This window comes from Amycolatopsis thailandensis, from assembly GCF_002234405.1.
Classification (GTDB): domain Bacteria; phylum Actinomycetota; class Actinomycetes; order Mycobacteriales; family Pseudonocardiaceae; genus Amycolatopsis; species Amycolatopsis thailandensis.
This window is the reverse complement of record NZ_NMQT01000052.1, coordinates 18,131-35,226: the sequence shown is the minus strand read 5'-3', so window position 1 is coordinate 35,226 and position 17,096 is coordinate 18,131. Positions and strand designations below refer to the sequence as shown.

The following is a 17,096-nucleotide window of genomic DNA, read 5'->3' as shown; positions in this document are numbered from 1 at the left end:
AGGCCCCCTTCACTGCGCTAGCGCAGTGAAGGGGGCCTTCACGTACTTCGAGAGCACTTCACGCCGCAGGTCAGGCGTCCTGCCGGGCCAGCGCCGGACCGAGCACGAACTCCGGGTCGACCTGTGCCGTGAGATCTTCCCCGGCCCGCCCGCTGCCCCAAGCCCGCGCGTTGCGGAGGTGGAACTCCACACCCTGGCGCTGATACCGCGCCCAGTCGCGCCGCTCGCCGTCGACGGTCGCGAGCATCGAACCGAGCGTCGCGAGGTTGTGCGCTTCGAGTTCGCCGATCGGGCGCGCGCGGCCGCGTTCGGCGGCGCGGACGTGCCGAGAGTTCTCCATCCAGCCCAGCAGCGCTTCGCCGACCTCCTCGCGCAGGAAGTCGATGTCCTCGTCCTCGGTCACCTTGTTGCCCACGACGACCAGCCGCACCCCGAAGTCCCGTGCGTAGTCGGCGTACTGCCGGTACACGCCGACGCTGCGCACGGTCGGCTCGCACACCAGGAACGTCACGTCGAACCGCGTGAAGAGGCCGGACGCGAACGCGTCGGCGCCGGCGGTCATGTCCATGACGACGTACTCGCCCGCGTCGTCGATCATGTGGTTCAGCAGCAGCTCCGCCGCGCCGACCTTCGAGTGGTAGCAGGCGACGCCGAGGTCGTCCTCGTCGAACTGACCGGTGACGCCGAGCCGCACGCCGCCGAAGTCGCGGAAGCACGCCTGGAAGATCGGGTTGTCTTCGAACGGCCGGACCAGCCGCGACCCGCGTCCCGGCGGGGTCGTCTTGATCATCGAGGCCACGTCGGCGATCCGCGGGTTGTCGCCGCGCAGGTAGTCCTTGATCAGGCCCATGTTGTCGCCCAGCGTCGGCCAAGCGATGGCCTCTTCCTCGCTGGCGCCGAGCGCGACGGCGAGATGCTGGTTGATGTCCGCGTCGATCGCCAGCACCGGTTTCCCGCCACCGGCCAAGTACGCGGTGAACAGCGACGCCAGCGTGGTCTTGCCGCTGCCGCCCTTCCCGACGAACGCGATCTTCACGCCACGGCCCTTCCTGTCGTTTTGAAAAGGGTATCGGTTTTCATTTCGGTCGGTAACGTACACCCGACCGGCCCGCGCCCGAACGGGCGATCAACCTGGCCGGATCGGGATAGGGTTGAGTGGTGCCTCCACTCGTGATCAGGACACACACGGCCGGAGGGGACTTCGGTCGCCTGCGAGCCGAGTTCTCGCTGCCGGAGTCGTTCGGGCCCGACGTGCTCGCCGAGGCGGAGGCGGCGGTCGTCGACCCGCTCGAGTCGGCGGGCGGCCGCGAGGACGCCACCGGTCTGCCCTTCGTCACCATCGATCCGCCCGGCGCCAAGGATCTCGACCAGGCGGTGCTGATCGAGCGCGTCGAGGGCGGCGGATTCCGGGTCCACTACGCGATCGCCGATCTGGCCGCGTTCATCCCGCCTGGTGGCGCCCTCGACAAGGAGGCGCGGCGTCGCGGGCAGACGCTGTACCTGCCCGACGGGAACGTCCCGCTGCACCCGCCGGTGCTGTCCGAAGGCGCGGCGAGCCTGCTGCCGGGGGAGACCCGGCCCGCTGTGCTGTGGACCATCGACGTCGACGCGGGCGGCGAACCGACGGCGACCAACGTCCGCCGCGCACTGGTCCGGTCCACCGAGCAGTTCGACTACGAGACCGTCCAGGCCTCGATCGACGCGGGTGACCCGCATCCGTCGGTCGCCGCGCTGCCGGAACTGGGCCGCCTGCGCCGCGAACTCGCGATCCGGCGCGGCGCTGTCGAACTCCAGTTGCCGGAACAGGAGATCAGCGGCGACCCCGACGGCGGCTGGGCGCTGATCCAGCGGCCGCGCAACGACGTCGACGCGTGGAACGCCGAGATCTCGCTGCTCACCGGCATGGCCGCCGCCAAGATCATGATCGACGCCAAGATCGGGGTCCTGCGCACGCTGCCCCCGCCCGACGCGGAGGCGGTCGAATGGCTTGGCCGGTCCGCGCAGGCGCTGAACATCGACTGGCCCGAGGGCAAGAGCGTGTCGGAGTTCCTCGCCGCGCTCGACCCGGGGCAACCCGCGTCCATGGCGCTTTTCGCCGACACCACAAGGCTTTTGCGCGGCGCCGGGTACACCGCGTTCGACGGCGAACTGCCCGCCCTGACCACCCATGCCGGGATCGGCGGCGCGTACGCCCATGTCACCGCGCCGATCCGGCGGCTGGTCGACCGGTTCGCCACCGAGATCTGCCTCGCGGTGAGCGCCGGCCGCGAAGTGCCCGCGTGGGTCCGCGCGGCGCTCTCGGAGGTGCCGGAGCAGATGACCGCGTCCGACACGCTGGCGGCCAAGGTCGAACGCGCCTCCATCGACCAGGTCGAGGTCTGGGTGATGGCCGAGCACATCGGCGGCGAGTTCAGCGCGATCGTGCTGCGCGCGGAGGAGACCAAGGCCGAGATCCTGGTCGAGGATCCGCCGGTGATGTCCAAGTGCACCGGCGAAAAGCTGCCGGAAGGCGAGCGGATCCGCGTGCGGCTCACCGCGGTGGACGTCGACAAGCGGAAACTGGCGTTCGAGCGGGCATGATCGACGACCTCGGGGAAGTGGTCCCGCTGCGCGCTCCGGTGACGCGGGTGGTCTCGCTCGTGCCATCGCTGACAGAGGCTGTCGAGGTCAGCGCGCCGGGGCGGCTCGCGGGCGCCACGGACTACTGCACCCATCCGGTCGATCTGGACGTCCCGAGGGTGGGCGGCTCGAAGTACCCGAACGTGGACAAGGTGCTCGAACTCGCCCCGGATCTGGTGCTGGCCAACTCCGAGGAGAACCGGCCGGAGGACGTGGAACGCCTGCGCGCCAACGGGATTCCGGTCTGGGTGATGGAGGCGTCGGCGACCGTGCCCGGCGCGCTCGCCTCGATCCGGCGGATCCTCACGCAGGCTTACGACCTCGCGGAGCCGGATTGGCTGGTCGAGGCCGAAGAGGTGTGGCGGGAAACCCTGCCGGAGCGCTTTCGCGCGGTCGTGCCGGTGTGGCGGAAGCCGTGGATCGTGCTCGGCCGGGACACCTTCGGCGGCGACGTCCTGCATCGCGTCGGGATCGGCAACGTCTACGCGGACGACGAAGAGCGCTACCCGCGTCCGAAGCTCGAAGAACTCCAGGCGCGCTTCGCGGACGAAGACGCGAACCTGCTCGTGCTGCCCGACGAGCCTTACGAGTTCACCGCGGACGACGGCCCCGAAGCGTTCCCCGGTGCGAAGTACGTCCCGGTCTCCGGGCGTCACCTGACCTGGTATGGCCCTTCGCTCGTCGAGGCCCACTCTCACCTCACGCATTTAGTCCTCTGAATGCGGTAGTTCGCGCTACGAACTACCGCATCCAGAGGACTAAATGCGGGTGCTCAGAGAGTCAGGCCGGTCAGGACGGTGACGCGCTCCTCGGTGAAGTCCGCCATCGCCGACGCCGGGCCCTCGCGGCCGACGCCGGAGTCCTTCACGCCGCCGTAGGGCATCTGGTCGGCCCGGAAGCTCGGCACGTCGCCGACGAGCACGCCGCCGACGCGCAGCTTCGCGGACACGTCGAACGCCGTCGGCAGATCGCGTGTGAACACGCCCGCCTGGAGGCCGAAGCGCGAGTCGTTGATCCGGCGCACGCCGTCCTCCACCGACTCCACCCGCGTGATCGACACGACCGGCCCGAAGACCTCGTCGGCCATCACCGACGCGTCCTCCGGCACGTTCGCGAGCACGGTCGGCTCGACGGTCGCGCCATCGCGCTTGCCGCCGGTCAGCAGTTCGCCGCCTGCCTCGACAGCCGCGGTGATCCACGACTCCACCCGGGTGGCGGCGGCCGTGTTGATCAGCGGGCCGACGTCGACGCCGTCCGTGCGCGGGTTGCCGGTCCCGAGCGCGTGCACCTGCTCCAGCACCTTCGCCCGCAGTTCCTCGTAGACGTGGGCGTGCGCGTACACGCGCTGCACCGAGATGCACGACTGCCCGGCCTGGTACATCGCGAAGGTCGCGATCCGCTGCGCCGCGAAGTCCAGATCCGTCCAATCAGGACAGACGAGCACCGCGGCGTTGCCGCCGAGTTCCAGCGCGACGTGCTTGCGCGGAACGCTGTCGCGGATACCCCAGCCCACTGGCACGGAGCCGGTGAACGACACCACCGGCAGCCGCGGATCCGCGACCAGCTTGGCCGATTCCTCGTTGCTCACCGGGAGGATCGACCAGCTTCCGGCGGGCAGGTCGGTCTCGGCGAGGATCTCGCCGAGCAGCAGCGCTGTCAGCGGAGTCGCGGGCGCGGGCTTGAGCACGATCGGCGCGCCGACCGCGATCGCCGGCGCCACCTTGTGCGCCACCAGGTTCAACGGGAAGTTGAACGGCGTGATGCCCAGCACCGGGCCCTTCGGCACCCGGCGCACCAGCGCGAGCCGTCCGGTGCCGCCCGGGTCGGTGTCGAGCCGCTGCAAGTCGCCGGAGAACCGGCGGGCCTCCTCGGCGGCCCAGCGGAACGTCGACGCCGCCCGCCCGATCTCGCCGCGCGACCACTTCAGCGGCTTGCCGGACTCGGCGGTGATCAGCTGCGCGATCTCTTCGGACCGCTCACCCAGAACTCGGGACACGTGGTCCAACGCGCCCGCCCGGACGTGCGCGGGCAGGGTCGCGTACTCGTCCTGAACGTCGTGCGCGGCCTGGACCGCGGTCTCGATGTCCGAAGTGGACGGAACGTGGTGCGAACCCGCCTCACTTCCGTCGAAGGAGTGACGGACGACGACGGTCTCGCCGCTGGTGACCGGTTTTCCGGCTACCCAAAAAGGAAAGGTGCTCACTTGACGGCCTCCGTACGGACAGCGTGCTCCAGGACCGACAGGCCCTCGTCGAGCAGTTCGGCGGACAGGGAAAGCGGCGGCAGCAGGCGGACGACGTTGCCGTAGGTGCCGCAGGTGAGGACGACGACGCCGGCCTGGTGGCAGGCCTGCGCGACCCGTTTGGTCAGGTCGGCGTCGGGTTCGGTGGTACCCGGCTTCACGAACTCGGCGGCCAGCATCGCGCCGCGACCGCGGACGTCGCCGATCACGCCGGTCTCCTCGGCCAGCGCGCGCAGCCGCGCCAGCACCGCGTTCTCGATGCGCTTCGCCGACGCCGCGAGGTTCTCCTGGCGCATGGTCTCGATCGAGCCGAGCGCCGCGGCGCACGCGATCGGGTTGCCGCCGTAGGTCCCGCCGAGCCCGCCCGGGGGAACGGCGTCGAGCAGTTCCGCGCGGCCGGTGACCGCGGCGAGCGGCAGGCCGCCCGCGATGCCCTTCGCGGTGGCGATCAGATCCGGCACCACCTCTTCGTGCGTGGACGCGAACCACTCGCCGGTGCGGCAGAACCCGGTCTGCACCTCGTCGGCGACGAACACGACACCGTTCTCGGTGCACCAGGCCGAAAGCGCGGGCAGGAAGCCGGGCGCGGGTTCGATGAACCCGCCCTCGCCCTGCACCGGCTCCAGTACGACGGCCGCGACCTGGTCGCCGCCGATCTGCTTCTCGATGCGGTCGATGGCGATCCGCGCCGCTTCGGGACCGGACAGGCCGTCGCGGTACGGGTACGACCCCGGCACCCGGTAGACCTCGGGCGCGAACGGGCCGAAACCGTGCTTGTAGGGGATGGACTTCGCGGTGAGCGCCATCGTCAGGTTGGTGCGGCCGTGATAGGCGTGGTCGAACACGACCACGGCCTGGCGGCCGGTCGCGGCGCGCGCGATCTTCACCGCGTTCTCGACGGCTTCGGCGCCGGAGTTGAACAGCACCGAACGCTTCTCGTGGGTGCCCGGGGTCAGCTTGTCGAGCGCTTCGCACACCTCGACGTAGCCCTCGTACGGCGTGACCATGAAACACGTGTGCGTGAACCGGGCGACCTGTTCGCGGACGCGGTCCACGACGGCGGGGGCGGCGTGGCCGACGTTGGTCACCGCGATGCCGGAACCGAAGTCGATCAGGACGTTGCCGTCGGCGTCGGTGAGCAGGCCGCCTTCGGCCGAGGTGACGTAGACGGGCAGCACCGAGCTCACGCCCGCGGCGACGACGGCCGCGCGTCGTTCCTGCAGCGCGCGCGAGGCGGGGCCGGGGATCTCGGTGCGCAGCCTGCGCTGCGTCTCGGTGGTGACGGTCACGGCCAAACTCCTGCGGACGCGAGGGACGGGGTCGCCCTCCACGATGAAAGCCGGGCGGCTCGGCGTCAGCTCGACATCCTGTCGATATCGGGGCGTAGAGTTGGACAACATGGCACTGACGCTCGCCGCCCTCGCCGCCGAACCCGCGCTCGGCCTGCGGGTGCGCGCGGCCGAGGCGGGGCTCGACCGGCCGATCGGCTGGGTCCACCCCACCGAACTGACCGACCCGCAGGCCTTCCTCGAAGGCGGCGAACTCCTGCTGACCACCGGTCTCGCTCTCGACGAAACCACCTCGCCCGGATACATCCGGCGGCTCGTCGACGCGGGGGTGGCCGGGCTCGGTTTCGGCGTCGGTCTCAGCCACGAGAGCATCCCTCAGTCCCTTGTGGACACCGCCGAAGAGGTCGGGCTCCCGGTCTTCGAAGTGCCGAGGAAGACGCCGTTCATCGCGATCACACGCGCGGTGTCCCGGGCGGTCGCCGCCGACGAGTACGCCTCGCTCGTGCGCACCGGCAAAGGACAGCAGGAACTGACCAGGACCGCCGTCGGCAAGGGCGGACCCGGCGGCGTCGTCCGCAAACTAGCGAAGCTGATCGGCGGCTGGGTGCTCCTGCTCGATTCGGCGGGCCGGGTCACCGAAGCGTCACCCGCCTCCGCTCGTGACTTCGTCGACGAGGTGCGAGAAGACCTCGCGCGCCTGCGCGCGGGCACGCTCGTGACGACGGTGGGGGAGCACGAGGTGGTGCTTCAGACACTCGACACCCGGGCGCGTGGCGTGCTCGTGGTCGGGACGGACGGGCCGCTCGACGCCGCCGGGCAGCACATCGTCAACACCGCGGTGTCGTTGCTTTCCCTTGCACTGGAACAGAATCGCGAACACGTGGCCGCGTTGCGGTACTTGCGCACCGGTTTGCTCGACCTCTTGGTGGGCGGTCAGGACGAGATCGTGCTGAGTGCCCTTTCCACTGTTTGGGGCGACGCGCCGGACGCGCCTTGGCGGGTCCACGCCTTCGCGGGGCCTCCGGCGACGAGACAGGCGTTTCACGCGCTACTCGAAGCGGAAACCGAGGCGCACGAGGTGTTCTTCGCGCACTCGGGTACCGCCGTGATCGCCATGACGGTCGCGGATCCCCGCGTCTCGGAGCGAGTGGTGCGGCTCGCGGCCCGTGTCGGCGGAATGCACGGCGGCTCCTCCGAGGTCGTCGGCGGTGCCGAATTCGCGTTCGGGGTCCGCCAAGCCGAGCAGGCGGCAGGGGTGGCGAAAGCCAGGGGAGCGGAGTTCGTCCCGTATGACGACCATGCCGGGCGCGGCTTTCTCGGGCTGGTCGATTCCCAGGCGGCGCAAGCGTTTTCGGACAGCCTGCTGGCACCGTTGCGGCAGCACGACGAAACCGGCCGTGGCGAACTGGTGGCCTCGCTGACCTGCTGGCTTGAACACCACGGTCACTGGGATCTGGCGTCCGCGCGGCTCGGCGTGCACCGGCACACCTTGCGCAACCGCATGCGCAAGGTCGCCGAATTGACCGGTCGCGATCTCGATTCCCCCGGCGTGCGCGCCGAATTCTGGCTCGCGCTCCAGGTCAGCGCTCGGTCCTGACCAAGGCGATCGGCGAGTCCCCGCAGCGGCGCAACCGCGTGCCGCTCTCCGTCGTGACCGGTTCCGCGCCGGAGGACCACCACGCCGGCACGTCGACGTCGCGCACCAGCGACCCGGTGGCCTGCCGCGCGTTGTTCGACACGATGACCCGGCCCTGGGCGTTGACCAGCGCCGCGCGGCCGCCGAGCGTACGCAGTTTCGGTTGTAGCAGCCGTTCGACCTCGCGCACGTAGATGTCCGCGCCGACGACGCCCGCGAAAGCCCCTTCACGCCTCACCGGGACAGTGAAGGTCAGGGTGTACTCGTCGGTGCAGAGGTAGTCGACATACGGGCCGTTGATGTGGCGGCGGCCGGTGTCGCGCGGGACGGTGAACCACGATTGCCGGGTGTAGTCGAGGAAGTTGTCGCTGTCCGGATCGAGACTGATGACCAGTTGCACCGGCTCGGCGTCGCCGGTCTCGGTCCACCACTCGAAGCCGAATTCCTGATCGGCCAGCGCGTTCGGCGCGCTGATGAACCCGGCGCCGACGACAAGGCCACCGAGGACGTCGAAGACCTGCGGCCGCAGCCGGGTCAGGTCTTCGGCTGTGACATCGCCTGACGCGGCCAGAAGCCCCTCGGCGCCGGCCAGTACCGGCTTCAGTCTGCCGAAGACGTCCTCGACCAGGGCGGATACCTGTTCGACGACCTCGGAACCGGCGGACGGTGTGTCGTTCACGATGCTCACCTCGGATGCGCGGATGCCGCAGCTTAAGGGGCCAGAAGGTCTAAATGCACGTCCGCCAGCCGGTCTATCGCGTCGAGGATGTGCTCCTCGGTGAGTTTTCTGGCCAGCTCGCCGTCGCCCTGTGCGATGGCGGCGGTGATCGCGCGGTGTTCGGCGTAGGCGTTTTCCCGGGTGCCGTGCGGTTCGAGCGGCAGCCAGAGCAGTCCGCCCCGCTCACTCTGCAACTGCACCTCTTCCCGGGTCAATCGTGGCGACTGCGCGGCCGCCGCGACTTCGAGGTGGAACTGGCGCTCGGCGCGTGACGCCTCGGTGCCTGTCGCGGTGCGGATGTCCTCGGTCGCCAGTTCGAGCCGCTCGACGTCTTCGGGCGAACTCCGCTCGGCGGCGAGCTTGGCCGCGGCGCCGGCGATGGCGAGGTAGTGATCGCCGACGTCACGAAGCTCTGACAGCGAGACCGTGCGAAGGCGCTCTCGCCACGAAGCGGCCGAAGGGTTGGCAGGTGTCTTCACGAAGCTTCCGCCGCCTCGGCCGCGTCGCGTCTCCACGAGCCCCTGCTGCCTCAAGGCCACGAGCGCTTCGCGAACGGTCACGGTCGAGACGCCGAACTGGGCGGCCAGTTCGGCTTCGCTCGGCAGCTGTTCCGAGTCGGCCAGCAGCCCGAGCGTGATGGCGTCGACCAGCCGCGCGGTGACCGCTTCGGCCCGGCCGATCTGGTCGAGCGGCGCGAACATCGCTGACCGCGCGCTGTGCGACATCCCCTTGCGCATGGTGGCCCTTCGCCCGAACTACTACCCGATGGAACCAATCTTGCCCCATCGTCTTGTCATTTAACATCTGGACTTATATGTTTTAGCTCCCGCGCTTCCCCACGAGGGAGCAAGGGACCTTTGCTATCACCTCACGCCCCCAGTCCCCTGGAGGTCTCGTGCAGCAGTTGAAGCACTTCATCGGCGGGGAGTACGTCGGATCCGCGTCGGGCGCGGTCGCCGACATCGTCGATCCCGCCACCGGCCGCCCGTACTGCACCGCCGCCGTCGCCGGACCCGAGGACGTCGACCGCGCGCTCAAGGTCGCGGCCGCCGCCTTCGAACACTGGCGTGAGACCACGCCCGCGCAGCGCCAGCTCGCGCTGCTGAAGATCGCCGACGCCGTCGAAGCGCGCGCGGACGGCCTCGTGCTCGTCGAATCGGCGAACACCGGCAAGCCGATCGCGCTCACCGCGGCCGAAGAACTGCCGATGATCGTCGACCAGTTGCGGTTCTTCGCGGGGGCCGCGCGTGTCCTCGAAGGACGGTCGGCGGGCGAATACATGGAAGGGCATACCTCTTTCGTGCGCCGAGAACCGATCGGCGTGTGCGCGCAGGTTACGCCGTGGAACTATCCGCTGCTCATGGCGGTCTGGAAGATCGCCCCCGCGCTCGCCGCGGGCAACACCGTGGTGCTCAAACCGGCCGACACGACCCCCGCGTCGACCCTGCTCCTCGCCGAGATCTGCGCCGGATTCCTGCCGCCCGGCGTGTTCAACGTGATCTGCGGCGACCGCGACACCGGGCGGGCGCTCGTCGAGCACGAGATCCCCGCGATGGTGTCCATCACCGGCTCCGTGCGCGCAGGGATCGAAGTCGCCGCTTCGGCGGCGAAGGACGTGAAGCGCGTACACCTCGAGCTCGGCGGTAAAGCGCCCGTAGTGGTCTTCGCCGACGCGGACATCGAAGCGGCCGCTGAAGGCATCGCCGCCGCCGGGTACTTCAACGCGGGTCAGGACTGCACCGCGGCGACGCGTGTCCTGGTCGCCGATGAAGTCCACGACACGTTCGTCGCCGCCCTCACCCGGCAGGCGCAGGCGACGACCACCGGCAAGCCCGACGACACCTCGGTCACCTACGGGCCGCTCAACAACGCGGCCCAGCTCGACCGGGTCGCCGGTTTCGTCGACCGGCTGCCCGCGCACGCGATCGTCCACTGTGGAGGAACGCGGCACGGGGACGAGGGGTACTTCTACGAACCGACGGTGATCTCCGGTGTCCGCCAGGACGACGAAATCAGCCAGACGGAGATCTTCGGCCCGATCATCACCGTGCAGCGATTCGCCTCCGAAGCCGAGGCGCTCGCCGCGGCCAACGGCGTCGAGTACGCGCTCGCGTCGTCGGTGTGGACCACCGACCACCAGCGGGCGATGCGGCTGGCCGGGAAGCTCGACTTCGGCTGCGTGTGGATCAACACGCACATCCCGCTGGTCGCCGAAATGCCGCACGGCGGCTTCAAGAAGTCCGGCTACGGCAAGGACCTCTCGCTCTACGGCCTCGAGGACTACACCCGCGTCAAGCACGTGATGAGCGCGCTGTGACGACCACCGAAAGGCACGCCATGCCGCATCAAGCGCCTGCCCCCGCCGAGGGGGAGCAAGGGACCTTTGCTATCACTTCCGCAGGTGGAGGCGGGGATCCGGCCATCCGGCTGCGCGGGCTGCACAAGGAGTTCGGCCAGGTCCACGCGGTCGACGGCGTCGACCTCGACATCCCGCCCGGCGAGTTCTTCTCCATGCTCGGCCCGTCCGGCTCCGGCAAGACGACCGTGCTCCGCATGATCGCCGGGTTCGAACTGCCGACGGCGGGCACGATCGAACTGCACGGCCGCGACGTCAGCCGTCTCGCGCCCTTCGATCGCGACGTGAACACGGTCTTCCAGGACTACGCGCTCTTCCCGCACATGACCGTGCGGCAGAACGTCGAGTACGGCCTCCGGGTGAAACGCGTCCCCCGCGCGGAGCGCCGACAGCGCGCGAAGGAAGCCCTCGACACTGTCCGGCTCGGCGAGTTCGGCGAGCGCAAACCCGACCAGCTCTCCGGCGGCCAGCGTCAGCGGGTCGCCCTCGCCAGGGCCCTGGTCAACCGGCCGAAGGTGCTCCTGCTCGACGAACCCCTCGGCGCGCTCGACCTGAAACTGCGCCACACCATGCAGACCGAGCTCAAGCAGATCCAGCGCGACGTCGGCATCACCTTCATCTTCGTCACCCACGACCAGGACGAGGCGTTGACGATGAGCGACCGCATCGCGGTGTTCAACGCCGGCCGCATCGAACAGGTCGGTTCCCCGGTCGAGGTCTACGAGCGACCGGCGTCGGCGTTCGTCGCCGGTTTCGTCGGCACCTCGAACCTGCTCAGCGGCGGCGGCGCCGAGAACATCATCGGCAAACCCGGTGTGTTCAGCATCCGCCCCGAAAAGATCCGCGTCGACGCCGATCTCTCGAAATCCGCGGAGGTCGGCGAGACCAGCGCGACCGGCACCGTCACCAACACCGTCTACGCCGGCGCGACCGTGCGCTACGAGGTAACGCTCGACGCCGGCGGCCAACTCTCCGTGGTCCGGCAGAACACCGCCGAACCCGCGGACTTCGAAGGCGGCCGTGTCCGCCTGAGCTGGCGGCACGAACACAGCTTCCGCGTCCCCGAAGCCGGTTAGCCCTCCCCGTACCGAAAGGTCGTTGTTCAATGAAGAACAGGAAACTCGCGCTCGCCGCGCTGCTCGGCGCCGGCCTGCTCGTGGCCGCCTGCGGAACCTCCGGATCGAGCTCGAACACCGCCGCGCCCGGCGGGCAGGGCTTCACCCCGCCGAAACTCGACGCGCTCGCGCAGCTCGGCCAGCCGGAAGGCCAGGTCAACGTGCTGGCCTGGCCCGGTTACGCGGAGAACGGGTCGAACGATCCGGCCGTCGACTGGGTCACCGGGTTCGAGAAGGAGACCGGCTGCAAGGTCAACGTCAAGGCGTTCGGAACCTCCGACGAGGCCGTGAGCCTGATGAAGACCGGACAGTACGACGTCATCTCCGCCTCCGGTGACGCTTCGCTGCGGCTCATCGCGTCCGGCGACGTCGAACCGGTGAACACCGCCCTCGTGCCGAACTACGCGGACGTCTTCGACTTCCTCAAGAACCGCCCGTGGAACAGCGTGAACAACGTGTCCTACGGTGTGCCGCACGGCTGGGGCGCGAATCTGCTGACCTGGCGCACCGACAAGGTGAACCCGGCGCCGACGTCGTGGTCGGTCATGTTCGACGCGAACAGCCCGCACAAGGGCAAGATCTCCGCTTACGACTCGCCGATCTACATCGCCGACGCCGCGCTGTACCTGCAGACGCACAAGCCGGAACTCGGCATCAAGAATCCGTACGCCCTGGACGACAAGCAGTTCCAGGCCGCCGTCGACCTGCTCAAGCAGCAGCGGCCGATGGTCGGGGAGTACTGGTCGGACTACCTGAAGGAAAGCCAGGCGCTCAAGAGCGGTGACGCCGTCCTCGGCACCGCCTGGCAGGTGACGGTGAACCTGACCAAGAGCGAGGGCGCGCCGGTGGAGTCGGTGCTGCCGTCCGAAGGCGCGACGGGCTGGTCGGATACCTGGATGGTCGGGGCGAAGTCGCCGCACAAGACGTGCTCCTACAAGTGGCTGAACCACATCGTCAGCCCGAAGGCCAACGCCCAGGTCGCCGAGTACTTCGGCGAATCGCCCTCGAACCCCAAGGCGTGCGCCGAAACCAAGGACAAGAAGCACTGCGACACCTACCACGCCGGTGACGCCGCGTACGCCTCGAAGATCCAGTACTGGACGACGCCGATCACGCAGTGCCTCGACGGCCGCACCGACGTCAAGTGCAAGGACTACGGCGAGTGGACCCGCGCCTGGACCGAGATCAAGGGCTGACCTCCCCGAACTCCGGGAGCGGCCGGTGGGCCCCCCACGCCGGCCGCTCCCGGTCCCATCCCCAGGTGGAGTGAAGATGACGACCACACTCGATTCGCCGAGGCGGAAAGCCTCCGCCTTCCTGTACCGCAAACCCAGGCTGCGGCTGAGCATCCTGTTGTCCGCGCCGATGCTGTGGCTCGGCCTCGCCTACCTCGGCGCGCTGGCCGCGTTGTTCGTGACCGCGTTCTGGACGACCGACGTCTTCACCGGCCAGGTCGTGACCGAATGGTCGATGGACAACTTCGCCACGCTGTTCAGTGACGCGGTGTACCGCACGATCACCCTCCGGACGGTCGGGATCGCCGCGCTGGTCACGGTGGTCACCGCGGTCATCGCCTTCCCGATGGCCTTCTACATGGCCAAATTCGCCTCGCCGAGGGCACGGCGGCTCCTGGTGATCGCCGTCATGACGCCGCTGTGGGCGAGCTACCTGGTGAAGGCCTACGCGTGGCGGACCATGTTGTCCGGCAACGGTGTCCTGCACTGGCTGCTCAACCCGTTCGGCCTCGACACCCCCGGCTATGGCGTGCTCGCGACGGTGATCACCCTGTCGTATCTGTGGCTGCCGTACATGATCCTGCCGATCTACGCGGGCCTGGAGCGGCTGCCGAACTCCTTGGTGGACGCGTCGGGCGACCTCGGTGCCCGCCCGTTCCGGACGTTCCGCTCGGTGGTGCTGCCGGTGACGTTCCCGGCCGTCGTCGCGGGCTCGATCTTCACGTTTTCGTTGTCGCTGGGCGACTACATCGCGGTGAAGATCGTCGGGGGCACGTCGCAGATGCTCGGCAACGTGGTCTACGACAACATCGGCGCCGCCAACAACCTGCCGTTCGCGGCGACCGTCGCGACCGTGCCCGTGGTGATCATGCTCGCCTACCTCGCCGCCGTGCGCCGCACGGGTGCGCTGGACAACCTGTAGGAGCGCGCGATGCGGCTTTCCCGCACGACCAAGTACATCCTGCTCGCCGCGCTCGTGCTCGGCCTCGCGGTCATCTACTTCCCGCTGCTGGTGGTCCTGCTCAATTCGTTCAACGCGGACACCACCTTCGGCTGGCCGCCGTCGAGCTTCACCCTCGAATGGTGGGGCCGGGCCGCGGAGAACGAGGGCGCGCTGAACGCGCTGGGCACGAGTGTCCAAGCAGGACTCGCGGCGACGGCGATCGCGTTGGTACTCGGCACGATGGCGGCGTTTGCGTTGCAGAAGTACCGCTTCTTCGGCCGCAACCAGGTGTCGCTGCTGATCATCCTGCCGATCGCGCTGCCCGGCATCGTCACCGGTATCGCGCTGAACAACGCCTTCCGCACGATCCTCGGCATCGACCTCGGCCTGTTCACGGCGATCGTCGCGCACGCGACTTTCTGCATCGTGGTGGTGTTCAACAACGTCGTCGCGCGGCTGCGGCGAATGGGCGGCAACCTCGAAGAGGCGTCGATGGACCTCGGCGCAGACGGGCTCACGACGTTCCGGCTGGTGACCTTCCCGATGCTGCGCTCGGCACTGCTGGCCGGCGGCCTGCTGGCCTTCGCGCTGTCGTTCGACGAAATCATCGTCACGACGTTCACCCTCGGGACCGGGCTGGAGACCCTGCCGATCTGGATCCTGAACAACCTGTTCCGGCCGAACCAGGCACCGATCGTCAACGTGGTGGCGGCGGTTCTGATCCTGGCTTCGACGGTGCCGGTCTATCTGGCGCAACGCCTTTCCGGCGACACGACTTCGGGCGGACGGCTGTAGCAGCTCCTAGCGAAAGGAATCCGTAGCATCCCGAAGCGCCGCCAGCATCCCCGGATCCGTCACCGCATGCCCTGCCGCTTCAACGATTTCCAGCTTCGAGTCCGGCCAAGCCCGGTGCAGTTCGTAAGCCGTCACCGGCGGGCACACCGCGTCGTACCGTCCCTGCACGATCACGCCGGGAATCCCGGACAGCTTCCCGGCTTCCCGGATCAACTGTCCTTCCTCAAGCCACGCACCATGGCAGAAGTAATGCAGCGCGAGCCGCGCAAAGGTGACAGCGAAGCCAGGCGACGCGTACTGATTGTGGAACGCCGGATCCGGGCGCAGGCTCACGATCGCGCCTTCCCAGGTGCTCCAGGCGATCGCGGCACGCTCCCGGACCGCCTTGTCGGGGTGATAGACGAGTTCGCGGTAGGCCGACATCGGGTTGCCTCGGCGATCTTCGGGTATCGGCGCGAGAAAGTCTTCCCACTCACGGGGGAAGAGGTTCGCGGCGCCGCCGCCGTAGATCCAGTCGAGTTCGCTGCGCCGGACAGTGAAGACGCCGCGCAGGATGATCTCGGTGACGCGGCTCGGATGGGTCTCGGCGTAGGCGAGGGCGAGGGTCGCGCCCCACGAGCCGCCGAAGATCTGCCATTGTTCGAGATTCAGCCTTTCGCGCAGACATTCCATGTCCGAGACAAGGTGCCAGAGGGTGTTGACCGACAGGTCGACGTCCGGCTCGCCGATGTGCGGAGTACTGCGGCCGGTGCCGCGCTGGTCGAACAAGATGATCCGGTAGGTCTCGGGATCGAAATGCCGCCTGGCCATGGGAGAAATGCCGCTACCAGGGCCTCCGTGCAGAACGACCACGGGTTTGCCGTCCGGGTTCCCGGCCTCTTGGCAGTAGATCCGGTGCCCGTCACCTACGTCGAGCGTGCCCTCGGCGCGTACATGGATCGGCGGGTAGAGGTCGTCCATACGACCACTGTGCCCGAATCGGCGCGTACGCGAAGGGTGGGGGCCCGCCCCCGCCGCCGGGCTGAGCGGGCCCCCGGTCTTCGATCGCGTCAGCAGCCCGCCGTGGCGGCCACGTTCGCGAATCCCTTTCCGGCACCGGTCACCTTGTTGCTCGCGCAGATCGTGTTCCCCGTAGCGGCCTTCACTAGATAGAAGCCGTACGCGTAGCTGGACTGCACGTCCGCGGTGTTGCCGGAGAAGGTGTTGTCGCGGCCCCAGCCGTCGAGCTGGACATGGACCTCGAAGCCGCCGTAGGTCGCGTCGTGCACGAAGACCTTGCTGCCCCGGTTGTCCGCGACCACGTAGTTGTTGCCCTTCAGGTCCACCCAGCTGTCGGCGAAGTGCTCGCCGCTCTGGCCGGCACCGTCGAAGACGTTGCCGCGCAGTTCGCCGCCGGTGGTGCCTTCCTTGATGTCGATCGACTCGGCTCGCACGTTCGGGCCGATCTTGTTGTTCAGCGCCTTGTTGCGGTCGCTGCGGTCGGGTGTGCCGCCGGGCCAGTTGCCCTTCGCGGAACCGAAGTAGATGCCCTCGCCGTAGCCCGCGTACTCGCGGCCGGTGTCGGTCACCTCGGAGTTCTTCACGACGTTGTCGGTACTCGTGTACTGGAAGTGGATGCCTTCGTGGCCGACACCGGCGACCTTGATGCCGTCGACGACGGTGTTCTTGACGCCCGTCGCCATCAGGCCCTTCTGGCCACCGGTGAGGGTGAAGCCGGTCAGGTTCCAGTAGCTGCCGGTGAGTTCGAGGGTGCGCCCGGCCGAAGCCTTGATGATCGCGCTTCGTGGCCCCTTCAGCGTGATCCGGCTGCCGGATGTGCCGCTCTTCGCCGCCTTGAAGTTGCCCGCGAAGGTCGTGTTGGCCGCTAGCTCGATGACGGTGCCCGGAGTGACCGAAGCAAGCGCCGTCGAGAGCTGCTCCGAAGTCCCTACGCGGACCGTCGCGGCCTGTGCGGGGTACGTGGCCAGCGTCGACAGCAGGGTGACACCGGCCGTGATGGCTAGAACCCGCTCACGAACACGCATCCGTGGTCCTCCTCGTCGAGGGATCGAAGCTCGGTCGTGGCGGCGACGGGCTAGACGTTAAGCCTCTTTACGAACGCGAGTCAAGGACATGATTGAAGTTCATATACGTGAACAACTAAAGGAG

The 17,096-nt window shown here is 68.6% G+C and carries 15 protein-coding genes; 8 read left to right on the top strand and 7 right to left on the bottom strand.

Annotation, left to right across the window (positions count from 1 at the left end; all coding sequences use genetic code 11):
* Nucleotides 1-70: 70 nt before the first annotated feature.
* Nucleotides 71-1,036, bottom strand: a complete 966-nt coding sequence (locus CFP71_RS15320) for an ATP-binding protein (RefSeq protein ID WP_093934524.1) — start codon at nt 1,034-1,036, stop codon at nt 71-73.
* Nucleotides 1,037-1,170: 134 nt separating this feature from the next.
* On the opposite strand from CFP71_RS15320, the gene CFP71_RS15315 reads away from it, so the two are divergent.
* Nucleotides 1,171-2,580, top strand: a complete 1,410-nt coding sequence (locus CFP71_RS15315; protein WP_093934527.1) for an RNB domain-containing ribonuclease — start codon at nt 1,171-1,173, stop codon at nt 2,578-2,580.
* The gene (locus CFP71_RS15310; RefSeq protein ID WP_093934523.1) at nt 2,577-3,338 is read left to right on the top strand and encodes a helical backbone metal receptor; all 762 of its coding nucleotides are present in this window, start codon (nt 2,577-2,579) and stop codon (nt 3,336-3,338) included. The genes CFP71_RS15315 and CFP71_RS15310 overlap by 4 nt, the downstream gene beginning before the upstream one ends.
* A 53-nt stretch (nt 3,339-3,391) precedes the next feature.
* On the opposite strand, the gene CFP71_RS15305 is transcribed toward CFP71_RS15310, so the two are convergent.
* Nucleotides 3,392-4,822: an aldehyde dehydrogenase family protein gene (locus CFP71_RS15305; protein WP_093934522.1), complete on the bottom strand. Its 1,431-nt coding sequence runs from the start codon at nt 4,820-4,822 to the stop codon at nt 3,392-3,394.
* Nucleotides 4,819-6,150, bottom strand: coding sequence for a 4-aminobutyrate--2-oxoglutarate transaminase (gene gabT / locus CFP71_RS15300; RefSeq protein WP_167406134.1), 1,332 nt, complete (start codon nt 6,148-6,150; stop codon nt 4,819-4,821). Before gabT ends, CFP71_RS15305 begins: the two co-directional genes overlap by 4 nt.
* A gap of 109 nt (nt 6,151-6,259) precedes the next feature.
* Here gabT and CFP71_RS15295 point away from each other — a divergent pair, with 109 nt between their 5' ends.
* On the top strand, nt 6,260-7,747 hold the full coding sequence (locus tag CFP71_RS15295) for a PucR family transcriptional regulator (protein WP_167406133.1): 1,488 nt from the start codon (nt 6,260-6,262) through the stop codon (nt 7,745-7,747).
* Here the strand turns inward: CFP71_RS15295 and CFP71_RS15290 are convergent.
* Together CFP71_RS15290 and CFP71_RS15285 are read right to left on the bottom strand one after the other, a co-directional pair.
* A complete protein-coding gene (locus CFP71_RS15290; protein ID WP_093934519.1) occupies nt 7,731-8,465 on the bottom strand; it encodes a cache domain-containing protein in 735 nt (244 codons plus the stop codon). The genes CFP71_RS15295 and CFP71_RS15290 overlap by 17 nt on opposite strands.
* 32 nt (nt 8,466-8,497) lie before the next feature.
* Nucleotides 8,498-9,241, bottom strand: a complete 744-nt coding sequence (locus CFP71_RS15285) for a FadR/GntR family transcriptional regulator (RefSeq protein ID WP_093934518.1) — start codon at nt 9,239-9,241, stop codon at nt 8,498-8,500.
* 158 nt (nt 9,242-9,399) lie between these two features.
* On the opposite strand from CFP71_RS15285, the gene CFP71_RS15280 reads away from it, so the two are divergent.
* The 5 genes from CFP71_RS15280 to CFP71_RS15260 all read left to right on the top strand — a co-directional run bounded on the left by CFP71_RS15280 (nt 9,400) and on the right by CFP71_RS15260 (nt 14,948).
* Nucleotides 9,400-10,821: a gamma-aminobutyraldehyde dehydrogenase gene (locus CFP71_RS15280; protein WP_093934517.1), complete on the top strand. Its 1,422-nt coding sequence runs from the start codon at nt 9,400-9,402 to the stop codon at nt 10,819-10,821.
* Nucleotides 10,822-10,841: 20 nt separating this feature from the next.
* On the top strand, nt 10,842-11,936 hold the full coding sequence (locus CFP71_RS15275) for an ABC transporter ATP-binding protein (protein WP_425266619.1): 1,095 nt from the start codon (nt 10,842-10,844) through the stop codon (nt 11,934-11,936).
* 29 nt (nt 11,937-11,965) lie between these two features.
* Nucleotides 11,966-13,171: an ABC transporter substrate-binding protein gene (locus tag CFP71_RS15270; protein WP_093934515.1), complete on the top strand. Its 1,206-nt coding sequence runs from the start codon at nt 11,966-11,968 to the stop codon at nt 13,169-13,171.
* A 76-nt stretch (nt 13,172-13,247) separates the two neighbouring features.
* The gene (locus tag CFP71_RS15265; protein WP_093934514.1) at nt 13,248-14,132 is read left to right on the top strand and encodes an ABC transporter permease; all 885 of its coding nucleotides are present in this window, start codon (nt 13,248-13,250) and stop codon (nt 14,130-14,132) included.
* Nucleotides 14,133-14,141: 9 nt separating this feature from the next.
* Entirely contained in the window at nt 14,142-14,948 is an 807-nt protein-coding gene (locus tag CFP71_RS15260; protein ID WP_093934513.1) for an ABC transporter permease, read from the top strand.
* A 6-nt stretch (nt 14,949-14,954) separates the two neighbouring features.
* Here the strand turns inward: CFP71_RS15260 and pip are convergent, their stop codons facing one another.
* Both pip and CFP71_RS15250 read right to left on the bottom strand, forming a co-directional pair.
* Entirely contained in the window at nt 14,955-15,908 is a 954-nt protein-coding gene (pip, locus tag CFP71_RS15255) for a prolyl aminopeptidase (protein ID WP_093934512.1), read from the bottom strand.
* Nucleotides 15,909-15,997: 89 nt separating this feature from the next.
* Complete coding sequence (locus CFP71_RS15250) at nt 15,998-16,972, bottom strand: right-handed parallel beta-helix repeat-containing protein (protein WP_093934511.1); 975 nt, start codon at nt 16,970-16,972, stop codon at nt 15,998-16,000.
* Nucleotides 16,973-17,096: the final 124 nt, after the last annotated feature.

Coding starts and splice junctions, on each gene's coding strand:
- CFP71_RS15285 (WP_093934518.1), bottom strand. CDS start 9,241: ATGCGCAAGGGGATGTCGCACAGCGCGCGGTCAGCGATGTTCGCGCCG.
- CFP71_RS15310 (WP_093934523.1), top strand. CDS start 2,577: ATGATCGACGACCTCGGGGAAGTGGTCCCGCTGCGCGCTCCGGTGACG.
- CFP71_RS15295 (WP_167406133.1), top strand. CDS start 6,260: ATGGCACTGACGCTCGCCGCCCTCGCCGCCGAACCCGCGCTCGGCCTG.
- pip (WP_093934512.1), bottom strand. CDS start 15,908: ATGGACGACCTCTACCCGCCGATCCATGTACGCGCCGAGGGCACGCTC.
- CFP71_RS15265 (WP_093934514.1), top strand. CDS start 13,248: ATGACGACCACACTCGATTCGCCGAGGCGGAAAGCCTCCGCCTTCCTG.
- CFP71_RS15270 (WP_093934515.1), top strand. CDS start 11,966: ATGAAGAACAGGAAACTCGCGCTCGCCGCGCTGCTCGGCGCCGGCCTG.
- CFP71_RS15260 (WP_093934513.1), top strand. CDS start 14,142: ATGCGGCTTTCCCGCACGACCAAGTACATCCTGCTCGCCGCGCTCGTG.
- CFP71_RS15250 (WP_093934511.1), bottom strand. CDS start 16,972: ATGCGTGTTCGTGAGCGGGTTCTAGCCATCACGGCCGGTGTCACCCTG.
- CFP71_RS15275 (WP_425266619.1), top strand. CDS start 10,842: ATGCCGCATCAAGCGCCTGCCCCCGCCGAGGGGGAGCAAGGGACCTTT.